The sequence below is a fragment of the Methylocaldum sp. GT1TLB genome (assembly GCF_051027445.1).
Taxonomy (GTDB): domain Bacteria; phylum Pseudomonadota; class Gammaproteobacteria; order Methylococcales; family Methylococcaceae; genus Methylocaldum.
Genome location: NZ_CP194898.1, coordinates 5134955 through 5152240, shown reverse-complemented (window position 1 = coordinate 5152240; position 17286 = coordinate 5134955). Strand labels below are relative to the sequence as shown.

17 protein-coding genes are annotated in these 17286 nt (G+C 59.1%); 3 read left to right on the top strand and 14 right to left on the bottom strand.

Annotated elements, in window-relative coordinates; all coding sequences use genetic code 11:
* Nucleotides 1-147 precede the first annotated feature (147 nt).
* Complete coding sequence (locus ACR2R1_RS22875) at nt 148-873, top strand: SIMPL domain-containing protein (RefSeq protein ID WP_434112112.1); 726 nt, start codon at nt 148-150, stop codon at nt 871-873.
* 47 nt (nt 874-920) lie between these two features.
* Nucleotides 921-1226 carry a hypothetical protein gene (locus ACR2R1_RS22870; RefSeq protein WP_139841160.1) on the top strand — a complete coding sequence of 102 codons (306 nt, stop codon included), beginning with the start codon at nt 921-923 and terminating at the stop codon, nt 1224-1226.
* Nucleotides 1227-1540: 314 nt separating this feature from the next.
* Here the strand turns inward: ACR2R1_RS22870 and ACR2R1_RS22865 are convergent, their stop codons facing one another.
* Nucleotides 1541-2032: a cytochrome P460 family protein gene (locus ACR2R1_RS22865; protein WP_086135387.1), complete on the bottom strand. Its 492-nt coding sequence runs from the start codon at nt 2030-2032 to the stop codon at nt 1541-1543.
* Nucleotides 2033-2652: 620 nt separating this feature from the next.
* Between ACR2R1_RS22865 and ACR2R1_RS22860 the strand changes: the two genes are divergently transcribed.
* Nucleotides 2653-3609, top strand: coding sequence for an IS110 family transposase (locus ACR2R1_RS22860; protein ID WP_434112109.1), 957 nt, complete (start codon nt 2653-2655; stop codon nt 3607-3609).
* Between the two features lie 263 nt (nt 3610-3872).
* Here ACR2R1_RS22860 and ACR2R1_RS22855 read toward each other — a convergent pair whose 3' ends face one another.
* The 13 genes from ACR2R1_RS22855 to ACR2R1_RS22795 form a co-directional block, all read right to left on the bottom strand.
* Entirely contained in the window at nt 3873-5387 is a 1515-nt protein-coding gene (locus tag ACR2R1_RS22855) for a choice-of-anchor Q domain-containing protein (protein WP_434112107.1), read from the bottom strand.
* 347 nt (nt 5388-5734) lie between these two features.
* A complete protein-coding gene (locus ACR2R1_RS22850; RefSeq protein ID WP_133718252.1) occupies nt 5735-6178 on the bottom strand; it encodes a CopD family protein in 444 nt (147 codons plus the stop codon).
* Between the two features lie 294 nt (nt 6179-6472).
* Entirely contained in the window at nt 6473-6781 is a 309-nt protein-coding gene (locus ACR2R1_RS22845) for a hypothetical protein (protein ID WP_086135384.1), read from the bottom strand.
* A 222-nt stretch (nt 6782-7003) separates the two neighbouring features.
* Nucleotides 7004-7402, bottom strand: coding sequence for a nuclear transport factor 2 family protein (locus ACR2R1_RS22840; RefSeq protein ID WP_168175359.1), 399 nt, complete (start codon nt 7400-7402; stop codon nt 7004-7006).
* Between the two features lie 20 nt (nt 7403-7422).
* On the bottom strand, nt 7423-7587 hold the full coding sequence (locus ACR2R1_RS22835; RefSeq protein ID WP_166642633.1) for a hypothetical protein: 165 nt from the start codon (nt 7585-7587) through the stop codon (nt 7423-7425).
* Complete coding sequence (locus tag ACR2R1_RS22830) at nt 7584-8066, bottom strand: hypothetical protein (RefSeq protein ID WP_077729079.1); 483 nt, start codon at nt 8064-8066, stop codon at nt 7584-7586. The genes ACR2R1_RS22835 and ACR2R1_RS22830 overlap by 4 nt, the downstream gene beginning before the upstream one ends.
* 76 nt (nt 8067-8142) lie before the next feature.
* Nucleotides 8143-9708, bottom strand: a complete 1566-nt coding sequence (locus ACR2R1_RS22825; RefSeq protein WP_434112104.1) for a flavin monoamine oxidase family protein — start codon at nt 9706-9708, stop codon at nt 8143-8145.
* Nucleotides 9709-9869: 161 nt separating this feature from the next.
* Nucleotides 9870-10406, bottom strand: a complete 537-nt coding sequence (locus tag ACR2R1_RS22820) for a flavodoxin (RefSeq protein ID WP_086135380.1) — start codon at nt 10404-10406, stop codon at nt 9870-9872.
* A 351-nt stretch (nt 10407-10757) separates the two neighbouring features.
* Complete coding sequence (lon, locus tag ACR2R1_RS22815; RefSeq protein WP_434112102.1) at nt 10758-13184, bottom strand: endopeptidase La; 2427 nt, start codon at nt 13182-13184, stop codon at nt 10758-10760.
* Between the two features lie 144 nt (nt 13185-13328).
* Nucleotides 13329-14603: an ATP-dependent Clp protease ATP-binding subunit ClpX gene (gene clpX / locus ACR2R1_RS22810; protein ID WP_077729075.1), complete on the bottom strand. Its 1275-nt coding sequence runs from the start codon at nt 14601-14603 to the stop codon at nt 13329-13331.
* Nucleotides 14604-14672: 69 nt separating this feature from the next.
* Complete coding sequence (gene clpP / locus ACR2R1_RS22805; RefSeq protein ID WP_434112100.1) at nt 14673-15323, bottom strand: ATP-dependent Clp endopeptidase proteolytic subunit ClpP; 651 nt, start codon at nt 15321-15323, stop codon at nt 14673-14675.
* Between the two features lie 19 nt (nt 15324-15342).
* On the bottom strand, nt 15343-15723 hold the full coding sequence (apaG, locus tag ACR2R1_RS22800) for a Co2+/Mg2+ efflux protein ApaG (RefSeq protein WP_077729073.1): 381 nt from the start codon (nt 15721-15723) through the stop codon (nt 15343-15345).
* Between the two features lie 209 nt (nt 15724-15932).
* Nucleotides 15933-17090 carry an integrase core domain-containing protein gene (locus tag ACR2R1_RS22795; protein ID WP_434110856.1) on the bottom strand — a complete coding sequence of 386 codons (1158 nt, stop codon included), beginning with the start codon at nt 17088-17090 and terminating at the stop codon, nt 15933-15935.
* Between the last annotated feature and the right edge of the window lie 196 nt (nt 17091-17286).

Here is a 17286-nt window from a genome sequence, read left to right as displayed (position 1 = left end):
GCGGGAAACCGCCTAAACTTTGTTCCAGGGCTTAAACGAATGTATCCGGACTCCGTAAGATCGTCCGCGGTGTCTGTTTGCTTTCATGCCCCGCGCCGCTCGGCAGGGCGCTAGGCGATACAGTGGGGACAACAGGGGGAAGATGTGATGAACAACATTGGTCGAGCTGAGCTTCTAGTAGTTTCTTTGGCCCTTTCCCTAGGAATCGCTGTTAGCGGCTACTTTGTCAGCCAAACGTTGTATAACGCCAAGGTCGGCATTAACACCGCGGAGGTGAAGGGCCTAGCCGAGAGGCGGGTCGAGGCGGATCGGGCCTATTGGAAGATCCAGTACACCGTATCCGGAAGCGGAACGACCCCGGTGTCAAAACTCTATGAACAGTCGGAAGCTGATCAGTCGCGGATCGTGTCGCTGCTCCTGGAAAGCGGTTTTGAGAAGTCGGAAGTTTCGCCCGGTGTCATTGACTACGAGAAGAAAGAGTTCCGGGACGACAAGCAACAGCTTGTCGAAGAGAGGCATATGCTTGTCGGATCGATTGATGTCGAAACCGGCAAAGTTCGTTTGGTTTCGGAAGCGAGATCGAAGCTAAACAGGCTAATAGCCCAGGGCATTGATATACAGAACAACGCGCCAGCCTATCACTTCACGAAGCTAAACGAGATAAAGCCAGCCATGGTAAAGGAAGCGACTACAAACGCTCGTATTGCCGCGAACGAGTTCGCGGCCGATGCCGGAGTTAAGGTTGGCGGCATAAGGGACGCGCAGCAGGGTGGCTTCATTATTCGTGATGTCGGCGAGGAGTACGGCGACACCAAGAGCATTGAGAAAGAGGTCCGGCTCGTTACGACCATCACCTTCTATCTCACGGATTAGCTCGCGTAGGGCGCATTCGGTGGAATGGCGGTTCCGGCGCTCCCCGGATGACCGTTTGTGATTGGAATACCGGAGTACCCTACTCCGCTCTACGGGGGTTGTTCACGCCATCGCTCAGGCCGCCCGCTGATCCCGTCCAGCACGCCGGGGGCGCCGTCGGCGGAACGGATCTTCCTCGGGATCGTGGCGACGGGATCGCATTTCCAGTCGATTTGCCGCTACTCGGCCTTCACGACACGAACAAGCGGCTTTCGAAGCGCCTCACCGCGACCAACATGGCCTTGACCGCTGCGCGCGCCACCTCATCTCGGTACAGGCTGCTCTTGCTCGCCGACCGCATCTTGAATTCGTAGGTCGCCCAGATCGCACCGGAATCAACCTGGTCCGCGGCCTCCACCGCGGTGAGGCCCCTTATGCGTTTCCTCGTTCAGAATCGCCCAATCGAGCGAATTGCCGCCACGGTCACCGACGATTCCGGGATGGAGGATGATGCACGTGTACCGTTTCCAAATGTCGCGGGGAATGACCGACCTAGGCGAGCATCGGACATAGCACCAGGTCGGGCTGGAACTGATGAACCGCCTGGCGCATCGCCTCCGCTGTCGTCGCGGCCGCAATGCCGTAACCCACCAGGCAACCGACTGGATACCCGATCGATATCGGATGACTACTTGCGGTAAGTGCTGTATACGTAATCCGACTGCTTCTGGGGTACATGGCAAGAAAAACATTCGTTCTTCGCGTCCTTGACCACTCTTTCCTGGGTATCTCCTTTGAATCCCTCGAAACCCCATCCTCCGGTTTCCTTGAACTTCTCGGAATCCTTCTCCATTACCCCAAGAACTTTTCGGTCACCCTCCACGATGGCATTGTTCTCGCTCTTCGCCTCGAGGAGATCGAAAATCAGCACTGAACCATCGGGATAGGTATCGCCCTTGGTCATGGCCTTCAGTGCCTCGTCATTGGCATAGATATGATGAATTCCGCCGAAGGAATCATAGAGAGGATGCCCTTGCTGGATCACCATTGACTTTACGTGCGTCCAGTCTCGATAAGCTTCGGGATACTTGACCTTAGCCTCCTCCGACCATGTAGTGCCCGCCAGGAACAGGTTAAGGACAATTCCGATGGACACGATCCTGACTATACGCTTCTTCATCGCTTTACCTCCGAGTAAGTTAATGCCCGTCTAATGCAAGATCTAAGTACATTCAGGGAATGTCTTGCGGCATACGCACCACTACAGGAGAAACCCGCCAATCAAACTAATCTGTCGAGATTCCGTAAAAGTTTACGGAATGTACTTAGAGCATTTTCATACCTACTGTACGGGCACTCGCGCGTAGGTTGGGAATCCCTCCAATCGCAAACGGTCGCTTTAGTCGCGACCCTTCCAATCGCAAACGGTCGCTTTAGTCGCGACCCTTCCAATCGCAAACGGCATCTCTGGGAGCGCCAGAGCTGCCCTTCCGACAACGCCCTTCGCCGAGCCGATACGTCGGCAAGGGATTGCCGACCTTATATCTCGATTCTGGATTCCACAAGAGGCAGAATCTCCGACTGATCATCGGACCCAGACGCTGGGCAAGACGTTGCCGACCTTGGGCCTGAAGCCCGCGCCGTAGATCGTCCCCCAGCGTCCCTTCCTCGCCATAGAGTTCGAACGGTATCGTAGGGCTGCCTTGGGCAACACCCTGGATGGATAAGGCTGAACCCGGCAGGAGCGGTTTCGATCGGTCAGCACTTTGCCCCATCGTCAACGCAGACCAAGGAGACCCTATGACGTTCAGCCCCATCGGTATCGACATCGCCAAAGCCAAGTTCGACGCCGCCGCGCTACGCAACGGCAAGTACAAAACCAAGGTCTTCCAGAACACGCCCGAAGGGTTTAAGGCGTTCCTGGCCTGGCTGCAAGCCTTCCCAACGCCCCACGTATGCCTGGAGGCCACCGGCCGCTATGGTGAGGGCTTGGCCCTGTTCCTGGTCGACCACGGCCTCGCCGTCAGCGTGGTCAACCCCGCCCAAATCCACGCCTTCGGCCAAGCCGAACTGAGCCGCACCAAGACCGATAAAAGCGATGCCAAGCGCATCGCCCGCTTCTGTCTCAGCCAACGGCCGCTGCTCTGGCAGCCGCCTCCGCCGGCCGTGCGCCCATTACAAGCCTTAGTGCGTCGGCTCGAGAGCCTCCTCGAGATGCGGCAGATGGAAAAAAACCGCCTGGACGGGGCCGACCCCACCGTACGCCCCTCCATCGAAGCCGTGCTCGCCACCCTCGACGCCGAGATCGCCGCTACCCAACAACGCATCCGCGAGCACATCGACCACGATCCGGACCTCCGCCAACGGCGTGACCTGCTCGACACCATCCCCGGTTTCGGCGACGCCACCATCCCGGTGCTGCTGGCCGCCCTGGGCGACGTTCACCGCTTCGAAAACGCGCGCAGCGTCGCCGCCTTTGCGGGCCTCTCGCCCAAAGAGCACCAGTCCGGGAAGTGGAAAGGCCACACCCGCCTGTCCAAGACCGGCGATGCCTTGCTCCGCAAGGCCCTTTACATGCCGGCCATCGTCGCCCGGCGCCATAACCCACTGATCCGGGCCTTCTGCGAGCGCCTTAAAGCCCAAGGCAAGAACGGCAAACTCATCGTCGGCGCCGCCATGCGCAAGCTCCTCGTCCTGGCCTACGGCGTCCTTAAGTCCGGCCGACCGTTCGATCCCAATCATGGGCTTGCATCGTGATTTCTAAGACGGTATCTACATATCCGAATCCCTTACACCGACTCGGAAAACGCTCTAGCCGCAGGGGAAGCCGTCGTTCAGATAAGCCGCTGCGCGGCGGTTTCTCTTCGGCCGGTACCCACTGGGCCATCTCCGCCGTCAGCAGGCCCGCCGACAAACTCCCATTTCGTCATGATTTGTGCTCCTGTCGGGGGTTGCGTCCTGCGGCTTTTTCAACCCGAACAGAAGACTTCTCATTCCCGTTAGCCTGACGCAAAAACGCTCTAATGCGACTGCGTTTTCCGCTGGGTCAGGTACCGGAGACACTGTTCAAGCCTATCGAAGCCGAATTTCCTGTAGCCGCCGTTCTTGCATTCGCCCGCGGCGGATGGGAAGGCGCGTTCGAAAGCGCCGATGTCGCAAAAGTCGTCATCGGGCCGCGCCCGGCTGACCCCGCGCTGATCGGTGACGACTCCGGCGGAAACGCCGTCGGTCGTACCTTCGCAGCCCAGAGGATTGCCGTTCACGTCGTGAATGAAGGCAATCCGATTCAGCGCTATGCTGTCCCTTCGAAGCGCGTGGGTCAGCGTCGGCCCGCCATTGTCCTCAAGGGGACCGAGCTTGGGATCGCCGATCAGCGGGGGATTCGAATAGCTCGGGTCGAAACACCCGCCGTCCTCGATCAGATTTTGCCCGCTGAAGGCGATGCGCGTGGTGCCGGGGGCGCTCATGCAGTCACCGCCGGTGTTATCGGCAAGAATCGAATTGATCACAGTGCTTCTGTCGATAAAGATCCGGTGCTCTCCGCTGTCGCGGTATACGCCTCCGCCAAGCTCAGCGACGTTATCGGAAACTGTGGTGTTGATGAGCGTTAATTCGGTTACCGGCTGCTCATCGCTGCTATCGCTGGGTATCACGTGAATGCCGCCTCCAGTAGTCTTGGTATTTCCGTTTCCGGACACGGTACTGTTCACGAGCGTGGCGTGAAGACCGGCAACTTCGACGCCACCCCCGGTATTGCCGGCGAGGGTGCTGCGGGTCACGGAGAGCACCCCTCGTCTCTCATAAAATGGAAGGCCGCCAAGGGCCGAGACACCACGATCCGCATTATGAGCGACGGTGCTGTCCGTCAAATGAATGTCGGTAGCGTATCCTCCGATGCCGCGGCCGCCATTGCTCTCGATCACGCTGTTCGTGAGCCGCATCGAGGCAAAGCGCGCCGAGATGCCATCGCCGCTGTTGTCGGTAATACGGCTATTCACCAGCTCAAGCTCCGGCGGACACTCGATGCCGAGGGTCGCAACCTTCAACGAAATGCCGGTTTGGCCATGTTTCAGCACAACGTCATTCAGCATGACGATCGGCGGGGGCATAAAGATGCCCTCGCCACAAAGCGCAAAAAGCGTGAGCAGGTCGAATTCCGGGGTATCCGGATCGCGCGAGCGTGCGATCGAATGACCGTGGCCGTTGATCGTGATGCGGGTTTGAACACTCTCAGCACAAGGATCGGGCTCCGGACTGCAGTAGCTCCTCACCTCGGGCAAGGCTTCCGCCAGGATGACGTCGCCGGTGAGTTCAATGATGTCGGTATCGTCCTCGGAACCCGCGGGGCAGCCGCCGGCGCTGATATTGTTATCGGCCGCGACGATGGCATCGGCCAAGGTGCAAGCCACGCCGTTGGCGTCAATCGCACCCACTGTGAGGGTGGCCGCCTCGGCGGACTCTACTGTCGAACCGAACAGCGCCGCGAAAAGCAGCAAATGTCTACGAGGAACTCTGCTGAAGCTGAAAGCAGTCATGTATTGATCCTCCTTGTTCATACGGAAATCCTGCACGCCGGATAGCCGAAATCTGTTTCTCGAAACAAAAACCGAGCACCTGTCGCATCAGAGACAAACGGTATCCGGAACGTGACACCCTGGACTAAGAGACGTAACCGGAAGGGGCCCAAAAGGGTTTTACAAAAGTCGCCGGCGTACAGGACAGACCGGCTCGAAACCAGGCGCCGTAAACGGCCGCTACGAACTTAGACTATACATCGGAACCCAAAATGCTCCAGTCCGCAATTTTCCCCATGCTGCCGCAACTTTGTAGACCGAAATAAGCCCGCGTAGGATGCGCTGAGGCACGAAGCGCATCGTTCGAGTTAAGCGAACCACCCAAATCTGTACAAAACGCCGGATATCACAAACAGCACTGAAACCACCGTTACAGGAATGATATGGAACGCAAGAGAATTTAAATTTGAAGCGCTCAGATTCGGTATTACTCGCAGCCTAGCGTCGGCTGCCAACAGGGCTGTAATCAGCAACAAAGATAATTTTACCCATAGCAACTTAACCGCAGGATTCGCCCAATCAAAGATCTGCGAAACCTCTGGTATGAGAAAGCTTGCCAGATATAAACCGGATACTATTTGGACGATTAAGGCTGGAATCCCTATCTTTTCGTAACCGGATTCAAACCGGCGAATGTAGTTTAAATCCTTATGTTTCAACACATCAGGCAATACTGCAACCGAAAGGACTATATGACCTCCGGTCCAAACCGTTGCGCCGATAACATGAATCAATATTGCCAGTTCGTACATAATGGTCTTATTGATAGCCTAACATTCAGTTCTCATTCGGCGGAATACGCGAGTACGCTATTCCGCCCTACGAACTAATAACGCCTTAACTTCACAGCTTCGAGTTGAGGTGAGAAGGGTTGGTGTTAGGCGGATCATACCGCATGCGCGACAAACGTCGTTCGTCGGAAGCGACAGGGGCGCTGAAAGAGCGAAGTACGACTGCCGAGCTCAGCCGCGTCGGGAAAGGATTCCCGACCTACTTGACGATGTTGATCCGTCGGCAATCCCTTGCCGACAGTTCTGTTCTATCGCTCAGGAAACCGCGATCCGAATGTCCACGGCGCGGCTTAGCCAACCCACGGTAACGGCTCTGAAGGCTGCTTCCTCGGCCTGATCCCAGATGACGCAGAGCAAGGCTTCGTCACGGTTGAGCAACTCATCCTTTTCGAGCTTTTCGATCGCCGCGGCGCAATCCAGCGGATCGACGCCGTTGCGCTCGAACACCTCCACGGCCGCCCGAATGCCATCGGCAATCTCCTCCGGGGACGCCAGTTTCGCGTGCTCGCCTTCTATCGTGATGGTTCGTTGGGGTATCGTTTCTTGCCTGATCGTGCTTTGCATTTGACCACCTAACTTAATTAGCCGAAATAATTCCAAATCGTTTTCAATGAAGGAATTCATTTTTGTAGGGTGGGTTAGCCGAGCGTAACCCACCGCCCCTTCGACTTGGCTCAGGACAGGTCCGAGGCCGCTCGGTGCGTTGCGGTCTGGCGGCCTAACCCATCCTACGATCAATGTCCACTCGAATGCCGAATTGAATAAGACCTCAACTATCCCGGCGCACTACTGCACCGCCGGTGCGGCCTTAGGTTCCGGCGGCGGCGGATTGGCGCAATGGGATGCGTGGTGATGGACGATGCGGATCTCGTCCCTCTCGATCGCGAACGTATTGTTGGCGACCAGCAGCGCTCCCTGAATTTCTTCGTAGCACACCACCGTGGCGACGGTGCCGTAGACAAAGGCTCTGGCGTAATGCGGAGTTACCGTGCCGGTCGCCGGATTCTGGAAAATACGCCGCCAGCTTTCGATGATGGCGGCATGTTCGGTCAGCACCGGCCAGCCGGGATGAATGCAGAGCACCGGCCACTCCCGCGCCCACAACCGCTCCATGGCGTCGAAATCGCGCTGGGAAAACGCGTGATAGAAGGCTTCGTTGGCAAACAGCACAGCCGTGGCATCCATCGAGCCTGGTATCCCTAGCCTCATTCGTTCATATCGGGAAACAGGATAACCTCATCCGGCAGCTCGTTTCCGTTTTCCTGCAAATGCAGGCCGCCGACAAGAGCGTAGCCGGCATCGCCTTCGTAAAGCACGACCGCGTTTTTCGGCATTTCCAGCAAGGCAGTTATCAGTTGTTCGACCGTCATAAATCGTCCGAAATGGCTTCCATGGCGATGAGTTGCTCGCGCAAGGCCATGTGTGCGTAAAACCCTTCCCGTCCGTCATAGAGCGGGTCTCCATACAGCGCCGCTACCGCGGCGTTATCGGACAGATACACGCGGCAGGCTTTCCGTTCGTGGGCGACGGCGGCGGCGCAAGCCTCGAGTTCCGATACCGGCTCGGCCTGCCAGAGACCGGGGCTCAGAAGAAAATCGGCCCGGTACAGCACGGTGTCCCAGCCGTGGCGGTCCGCATCGTCGAAAACGGCCGGCTGCGCCGCCCGGGCGCCGGGTGAGTCGGGCGCAAGGCTTGCCGCTTCGAGACGCTGGCGCGGGCTCAGCGCGGCAAAGACCGTGGTGTCTCCGGATTCTTTCGCGGCCCGGACCTTGCGGACGAAATCGTCCCGGTCGAATGCGAACCACGCGGACGCCCGGCCTTCATGGGGAATTTCGACGATATAGATCATGGCTTTCTGAACCTTGAAAAGCGTTTTGTTCCGAGCACGCCTCGCTGCCCTTTCGCCTGAAATTAAACCAACGCACTCATGCGCAGTCGGCCAGCTCCGGAGCCGCGGTGCGTGCCACGATTCGGGCGTTGACCGTAAGCGCGAATTCGCGCCAAGCGGCGGCCAGATCCCTGCGGATGGTCTGCACGTAATCGGGCGACGGATCGTGCTCTACCGGAAAGTTGGACAGGGCGCACGAGCTGCGATTGAAGCGCAGCGCCTCGTCGATCAGCGCATCGTTGAATCCCGTGAACGGCGCAAGAATCGGAGGGGTGAGGTCCGACCGGCCGGCGACGACAGCCACCGAGCCCCCTTCGAGAGGCAGTTCATCGAGTTGCCGCAAGGCTTCGCGGTAAATGTCCTCCACCGTCTCCAACAGTGAGAGTTGAGTCAATTGATCCCGCTGCTGAGTGGAGAGATGGCGGTGCAGGCTCCGCTGGTAATGCTCGAGGGCGGCGGGCCTTTGGCCGCTCACCCATTCGCGGAAGCGCGCGAGGCTGTTGGAGTTGGTCGAGTTGACCGGAACTTCCGCCAACTGCCGCTGAATCCGCGCGGCGGCCTCCAGTGCGCCTTCCATATAGCCGCCGCCGTAGCGGGCGGTTTCCGAAGCGCCGAACAAAAGCTTTCCGTCCCAGTACGCCCGGCTCAAGACAGGATTGTCGTATTCCGGGTGCTGATCAGGCGGCACGACGTCCAGTCGGCTACAGGTGAACGGTTCCGTCGCCCAATCCTGATAATGCTGTTCGCCCAGCTCCGCCTCCGAGCCGAAGAATTGGACCAACTGGCTCCGGATCAGCATCGGCATGCCCACTCTAAACGCCTCGCGCTGCTCCGGCGACAGCGCGACGAAGCCTCCCAGGGCGGCCTTCTCTCCGGTGGCGTCGCAGGCGTCGAAAATCTCGCCGAGTACCGCCTGCTCATGCCGGGCGAAACCGTTGCCGGACAAGCCCGCCTCGCGCCAAAAGGGGCGAGCGAAGGCCACCATGGCTTTGGCCTCTCCGGCCATCCAGGTGGGCGTTTCCCGCATCGCCCGGCACAGTTCGTCGTCGAGCGCGGGTTCCATCCGGACCTGCTCCTCCAGCACACGGGGCGGAATGGCGAGTACCGCCCGGCGAGCTTCGACTACCGATAAGGCATTGCCGCAGCGAAAATGGAGAGCGACGCAATCGCCCCGCTCTTCCACGGCAATAAGCGCCTGCTCCAGGCGCAGCCGGCTTTCGGGAATCCGGTCCACGAGGGCATGCACCAAAGCCGCCATGCCGCCTTCCAATCGCATGGCGCCGTTATGGACCGGAGCACTGCCCAGGGATTCGAGCTTGCCGTCCGCGTTCTTGAGGCCGAGGACATCGTCCTGGTCGTGCTGGGCGAAGGAGGCGAGTCCCAGATCGGCCACCAGGCGCGAGATGCGCGGATGGATGTCAGGCCAGAACCAGGTCGGACCCAAGTCCAGCGCCATCCCGGACGTGCCCGATGGCACCGAGAGAATACGCCCGCCCAGGCGAGAGCGAGCCTCGAACAGGAGATAGGATCGCCCTTGGCGCTCCAGATCGGCGGCCAGCGCCAAGCCGCACAATCCGCCTCCGACTATGACCGTATCCAGCATGACATCACCTCTCTCTTCAATCCGTACATCGGCAAGATCGCCGACTTATGAGCCCTCGTAACGTAGGTCGAGAATCCTTTCCCGACGCAGAGGGCCGACCAACCGTTTCCGTCGGCAAGGGATTGCCGACCTACGCCGCCGCCACTGTAGCGAAAAGCGCTTTAACCCAGCAGAGCCGGCTTGATCTCGGCCAGCCAGGTATCGATGCGCTCTTCGGTCTCGTCGCTCTGGTTTTCGTGGTCGATGACCAAACCGACGAACTTATCGTCGATGATCGAATTGGATTTCTCGAACGTGTATCCGTCGGTGGACCAGAAACCGACCACCTTGGCGCCGGCTTCGACGACGAAGTTGTACAGAAGGATCAGAGCGTCGACGAACTCGTGACCATAGGCTTCCTGATCGCCCAGTCCGAACAGGGCCACGACCTTTCCGTTCAGATCCTTGCCCTCCAGCTTCGGCAGAAACTCTTCCCAGCTTTCATCGCTACAGCCGGCGGAAAGGCCCGGCAGCTCGCCGTCGCCCAGGGTCGGGGTGCCGAGGATCAGCGCATCGTATTTGAGCAGGTCGTCGGGGCTGGCTTTCTTCACGTCGACGGGTGCATCCGCGGCATCGCCCAGTTTCTTGGCGATCGATTTCGCGACGCGCCGCGTGTTACCCGTGTCCGAGCCGAAAAATATACCGATCTTGTTGGCCATAAGGTTCCTCTATAAAAAACGCTGAAGCGCGTAACTGTTTGAGCAGAGCTCGTTGGCAAGAGATTGCCGATTTACGGCTAAACGGTGCTCACCCCCAAAGTTGCACAGGTATCTGCGCAAGTTCCTACAGCCGTCATTCCGGCATGGATTGCCGGAATCCAGGACACATGGATGTGACCAGCCGTTGCCGTCCTTGGCTTCTGGCCCCCGGCACAAATTCGCGGGGAGCGAATTTGGACGTGTGGAGCACGGTCCGAAGGACAAGCCCCAAGGAAGGGGCGAGTACTCCCTGCCGGGGTGACGCCTTGTGTAGATATCTCTGCCCTAAGGGCAAAGGCTTGTTTAGGATTCTTAATGAGCAATCGCCACCCCGCTTTCGACGCCATGGGCAGCGCGGTCCTGTTCGATGGGCAGGGACGGCGCGTCCTGGGATTCGGGCTGGCGCAGCAGCGCGGCGCCGAGCACTTCGTCGATCCGGCGAACCGGAAGGATGCTGAGATCCTTTTTGACGTTCTTGGGAATCTCGGCCAGATCCTTTTCGTTTTCGTAAGGGATCACCACCGTCTTGATGCCTGCGCGATGGGCGGCCAGGAGCTTTTCCTTCAAGCCGCCGATGGGCAGTACCTCGCCGCGAAGGGTGATCTCGCCGGTCATCGCGACATCGGCCCGCACCGGAATATCGGTCAAGGCCGAGACCAGGGCGGTACACATGCCGATCCCGGCGCTGGGGCCGTCCTTGGGCGTGGCCCCTTCCGGCACGTGAATATGCATATCGCTGGCTTGATAGAAACCGGGAGAAATACCCAGCTCGACGGCGCGGGAACGGGCCACGGTCATCGCGGCGCGGATCGACTCCTGCATGACTTCGCCCAGCCTTCCGGTATAGATCTGCTGGCCCGTGCCCGGCATGACGGCGGATTCGATGGTGAGCAATTCGCCGCCCACTTCGGTCCACGCGAGCCCGGTCACCTGGCCAACCCGGTCGGTCTCCTCGGCGCGGCCGTAACGGTAGCGCTGCACGCCCAGAAAATCTTCCAGGTTATGGTGCGTCACCACGCATTTCTTGGTTCCGGGTTTGAGCAGCAGATTCTTGACGACCTTGCGGCAAATCGTGGCGATTTCCCGTTCGAGGCTCCGCACCCCGGCTTCCCGGGTGTAATGGCGGATCATGGACTGCAAGGCAGAATCGGTGATCTGGATTTCATTTTCCCTAAGACCGTTCCGCCCGACTTGCCGGGGAACGAGATAGCGAGCGGCGATATTGATCTTCTCGTCGTCGGTATAGCCGGCGATGCGGATCACTTCCATACGGTCCAGGAGAGGGCCGGGGATGTTGAGGGTATTGGCGGTGGCGACGAACATCACCTCCGACAAATCGAAATCGACCTCGAGAAAATGATCGTTGAACGCGCGGTTCTGTTCGGGGTCCAGCACTTCGAGCAGGGCCGAGGCGGGATCGCCGCGTGAATCCATCGCCATCTTGTCGATCTCGTCGAGGAGGAACAAGGGATTGCGGGTCTTCGCCTTGGCCAGGTGCTGAAGGATCCTGCCGGGCCGTGCGCCGATATAGGTGCGCCGGTGCCCGCGGATTTCGGCTTCGTCCCGCACCCCGCCCAGGGCCATGCGGACATATTTGCGGTTAGTGGTGCGGGCGATGGATTGGCCCAATGATGTCTTGCCTACGCCGGGCGGCCCGACCAGACACAAGATCGGTCCCTTCGCGTTACCGGCGCGCTGTTGCACCGCCAGGTACTCCAAGATGCGTTCCTTGACCTTGTCGAGGCCGTAATGCTCGGCCTCGAGCAGCGCTTCCGCCTGCTTCAGATCGAAGCGGGCCCTGCTGCGTTTTTTCCAGGGCAGGTCAATCATCCAATCGAGGTAATTCCGAACCACCGTCGATTCCGACGACATCGGAGGCATCCGCCTGAGCTTGTCCAGCTCGGATTCGGCCTTGGCGCGGGCGGCTTTGGGCATTCTCGCCTTGACGATCTTTTCCGCCAGCGCGTCGAACTCGTCGGGCGTCTCGCCCAATTCCCCCAGTTCCTTCCGGATCGCTTTCATCTGTTCGTTCAGATAATACTCGCGCTGGTTGTCTTCCACCTGCTGCTTGACTCGTCCGCGGATGCGCTTTTCCACCTCCAGGCGGTCGACCGTGCTTTCCATCGCCATGATCAGTCTTTCGAAGCGGGCGGCGATATCGACCGTTTCCAGAAGCGCCTGCTTGTCTTCGATCTTGAGAGCCATGTGCGCGGCGATGGTATCGGCCAGCCGGCCTGGCTCTGAGATATCCGGAAGAGCGTTTACGATTTCCCGCGGAATCTGATGATCGAGTTTGACATACTGGTCGAGAGCGCCGGTGACGATACGCATGAGGGCGTCCATCTCCGCGATGCTTAAATTGACTTGATCGTGCAGCGGCGCGACGAGGGCCATGTCATGGCTGTCGGCCACCTGATACTCCTTAATTCGGCAGCGCCTTGCGCCTTTGATCGACGCCTTCACGGTACCGTCCGGCAGCTTGAAAAGCTGATCGACCGCACACAGGGTGCCGGTTTCGTATAAGTCCGCGAACTCCGGCTCGTCGCATTTGGGGTCCTTCTGCGTCACGGCCAGGATTTTCTGGCCGGATTGCACGGCATCGTCCAGCGCCGCGATGGATTTCTCCCGCCCGACGAACAGGGTGACGACCATTTGCGGATAGACCACCACATCGCGCAAAGGCAGCACCGGAACGCGGTTCTCCGCAGGATGAACGTTGTCGGTCGATTCAGTTTCCACGATAAAAGCCCTCCAAACTATTAATCAGGCCCGTAAATACCCTCCTGGTCTTTCGGGTCGCCGCCCAAGCCGGTACGCGCTTAGGCCTAACTCACGCGGCTTGTCGCCGCGCCGGGTCGATAAGCCAAGACTCCGCTGGGCGGCTCAAGCCGACGCGCATTGCTTTTCTTCGGTTCGATAGACCAGATAGGGCGGGTTGTTGCCGCGCACCACGCTTTCGTCGACGACGGCCTTGGTCACCGACTCGTCGGACGGCAGTTCGTACATCGTGTCGAGCAGAACGTTCTCGAGTATGGTTCTGAGGCCGCGCGCGCCGGTCTTGCGCTCGATGGCGCGCTGGGCGATCAGCTTCAGGGCGTCGGAATGGATGTCGAGGTCGCAGCCTTCCATCTCGAACAGTTTTTGGTACTGCTTGACCAGAGCGTTTTTCGGCTCGGTCAGGATCTTGACCAGCGCCTCCTCGTCCAGCTCTTCGAGCGTCGCCACCACCGGCAGCCGTCCGACGAACTCGGGGATCAGGCCGTAACGGATCAAATCTTCCGCTTCGACTCCGGCTAAGATCTCGCCCACATTGCGGCGGTCCTCCTTGCTTTTCACCTCGGCGGAAAAACCGATGCCGCCTTTTTCGGAACGTGCCCGGATGGTCCTGTCGAGACCCGCGAACGCACCTCCGCAGATGAACAGAATGTTCGCCGTGTTGACTTGCAGGAATTCCTGCTGCGGATGCTTGCGCCCGCCCTGGGGCGGGATCAATGCGACGGTGCCCTCGATCAGCTTGAGCAAGGCCTGCTGCACGCCCTCGCCGGACACGTCGCGGGTAATCGAGGGATTGGCCGATTTGCGCGAGATCTTGTCGATCTCGTCGATATAGACGATGCCCGACTCGGCTTTTTGGACATCGTAATCGCATTTCTGCAAGAGCTTTTGGATGATGTTTTCCACGTCCTCGCCGACATAGCCGGCTTCCGTCAGGGTGGTGGCGTCGGCGATGGTGAAGGGCACGTTGAGGATACGCGCCAGGGTTTCCGCCAGCAGGGTTTTGCCGGAACCGGTAGGCCCTATCAGAAGGATATTGCTCTTGGCCAGTTCGACGTCGTTTTTCCCGGCGTGGGCTTTGACGCGCAGCCTTTTGTAGTGGTTGTAAACCGCGACCGCGAGAATCCGCTTGGGTCTTTCCTGGCCGATGACATAGTCGTCCAATATGGCCTTGATTTCCTTGGGTGTGGGAAGCTTGTCCCCACCATCGGAAGTACTTTCCAACTCCTCGCGAAGGATGTCGTTGCATAATTCGATGCATTCGTCGCAGACGAATACCGCCGGACCTGCAATAAGCTTTCTGACCTCATGCTGGGTTTTTCCGCAAAATGAACAGTAGAGAAGCTTTCCGCCTCTTTCCTTGCCGTTTTTTTCGTCGCTCATTGCTTTTACCCTCTTAGCTGGATGTTGATTCGGTCATGCCCGTGTCCGGCCGGCATGCCGCCTTTCGCGTCAAAGCTCGTCGCCAGGCCGATTCCGCTGGCTGAGTACGTTATCGATGAGGCCGTATCTTTTGGCGTCGTCCCCGCTCATGAAATTGTCGCGGTCGGTATCGGCCCGGATTTTTTCGATGGGCTGCCCGGTGTGCCTGGCGAGTATCCCGTTCAGGCGATCGCGGAGCGACAGGATCTCCCGCGCGTGGATATCGATATCGCTGGCCTGTCCCCGAAACCCGCCCAGAGGCTGGTGGATCATGATCCTGGAATGGGGTAGAGAAAAACGTTTCCCCGCCGCGCCGCCCGCCAGCAGCAAGGCGCCCATGCTGGCCGCCTGGCCTATGCACAGGGTGCTGACATCGGGCTTGATGAACTGCATGGTGTCGTAAATGGCGAGGCCTGCGGTGACCAACCCGCCCGGAGAATTGATGTAAAGGTGAATGTCCTTGTCGGGGTTTTCCGATTCCAGAAACAGCAATTGGGCGATGATCAGGTTGGCCATATAGTCTTCGACCTGGCCGACCAGAAAGATGACCCGCTCCTTCAGCAGCCTCGAATAGATATCGAACGCTCTTTCGCCACGCGGGGACTGCTCGACGACGATGGGCACCAAGCCGGCGGCTGCCGAAGGGGCATAGGTTTGGTTGGGCGGATGGTTCAAGGTCATGCTCTTGTCAGGTTGCCGGTCAATGGAGAGTACGCGGAATCGCCAGCCGGAAGGGCGCGATGGGCGCTTCGAAAGGCACCCCGTCGTCGGCCAGCAGCTGATAGCTGCCCTGCATGCTGCCCACCGGGGTTTCGATCATTGCCGAGCTGGTGTACTGAAACGCTTCGCCGGGGCGCAAATACGGATGCTCCCCCACCACGCCCTCACCGACGACTTCGATCGTCTTGCCGTTGGCGTCGGTAATCACCCAGCGTCGGCCGAGCAGCCTCGCCGGAACGGTGCCGGTGTTTTCCATGGTCACGGTGTAGGCGAATACGTAACGTTCTCCGTCGCGATGGGTTTCTTCTCCGAGATAAACGGTTTTAACGTCGACTTTGAGTTCGCGGATTCTGCTGGTCATAACGTCTCCATTTGTTCTTGGATCGATTGTCTTTCGGTGGCTTGTAGCGTTGTTGGGCGGATTAGGCGGCGGCCGTAACCCGCCGGGCACCGCGATAAGGCGATTTCGCCTACCGTCCAACTCGCCCGTTTTTCGATTCCCTCTCCCTTTCGCGGAGAGAGGGGATGTGCAAGCCGTGCATGGTTTACAAATTAAACCGGGCGGATGGTTTACAAATTTTCTCCCTTTCCATGCCATTGGCTGGGAGAGTTTATTTTCTGGGTTTGCTCATCGAGCACCCCCAGAAGGTGAAAGCTATAGCGCACTTCCCACAGGAACTCGTCGATCTGGTTCAAGCCAAGCGGTTCCTTGGCCAAAAGGTCAGAGACATAGAGCAAATGCCCGTTCCACTTGATTTCACCGTTCTGCCGCACGCGGCGGACCGTTACTCCGGTGGCATACTCCACAGGCGGCAGCTTCGCGGGATAAGCCCTGGGCGAGGCGGTGTACAGCTCGCTGGGCGTGCGCCGCTCCAGCGCCTCGTGGCTGCGCTCGTCGTTATATTCCGCGACAAACCGGTGAAAACGTTGCTGCTGAGCCTCCAGGGTCGCGGCCGGGGGAACCACCACCGCCGCTTTCAACGTCCGATGCATCCGTTCATGCCGGCCATTTTGATCCGGGCGGCCGGGTTCAGTCCGCTCAGGACGGATCCCCAACCGAATCCACCAGGCCGACAGCCGACTCAAGCCGCCCACCGCCAACGAGGCAAACGGGGCGCCATTGTCGGTCCGGATGGCTTCGGGCAAGCCGTATTCCCGAAACACCCATTCGAACCACGGTTGGGTCTCGGCCCAGGTCGGTTGGGGCAACCCCCGGCACTGCAACAGGTAGCGACTGAAGTTGTCAGTGATCGTCAGGGGATAACACCGCCGCCCATTGCCCAGCGCAAAGTCGCCCTTGAAGTCCGAACTCCACACCGCATTAGCACCGTCACAATGAGCCAACGGCGGGCTGTGCGGCGGTACTCGCCGACGACGCCGCCGCGGCGCCACCAGACCGGCCCGCTTCAGAATCTCACCCGCGGTGCTGTCCGCAGGCCAGTTCACCGTCGGATCTTCCCGACGCAAACCATCCATGACTTTCTTCGGACCAAACGACTGATGCTTCAACTTGTACCGCACCATCCGCTCACACAACTCGGGGACAACCGCATTGGGGTGATGCTGGGCTGCCCGCGACAACTCTTGGAGCCCGTCCAGCCCCCACCGCTGATACCGATCAATCCACTTGTCGCCCGTTGGGCGACTGATCCCATAAAACGCGCACAAATCGGTCTTGGTGTACTGTCCACTCAGCCAGTCACCGATAAATTGAACTCGTTGGTCCATGGCACAGGTCTCTTTCCACGGCATCGGCGTTTCCTCCTCGCCAATACCTTAATGGATGTAAACCATGTGCCCGGTCTGTTTTGTAAAGGATCATACCGGTTTGTACCGGACTCCTGATTTTTCTAAATCCCAGATGTAGGTCGGCAATGCTTTGCCGACGAAAACGGATGTTCGACCTGCGGTGTCGGCAAAGGAT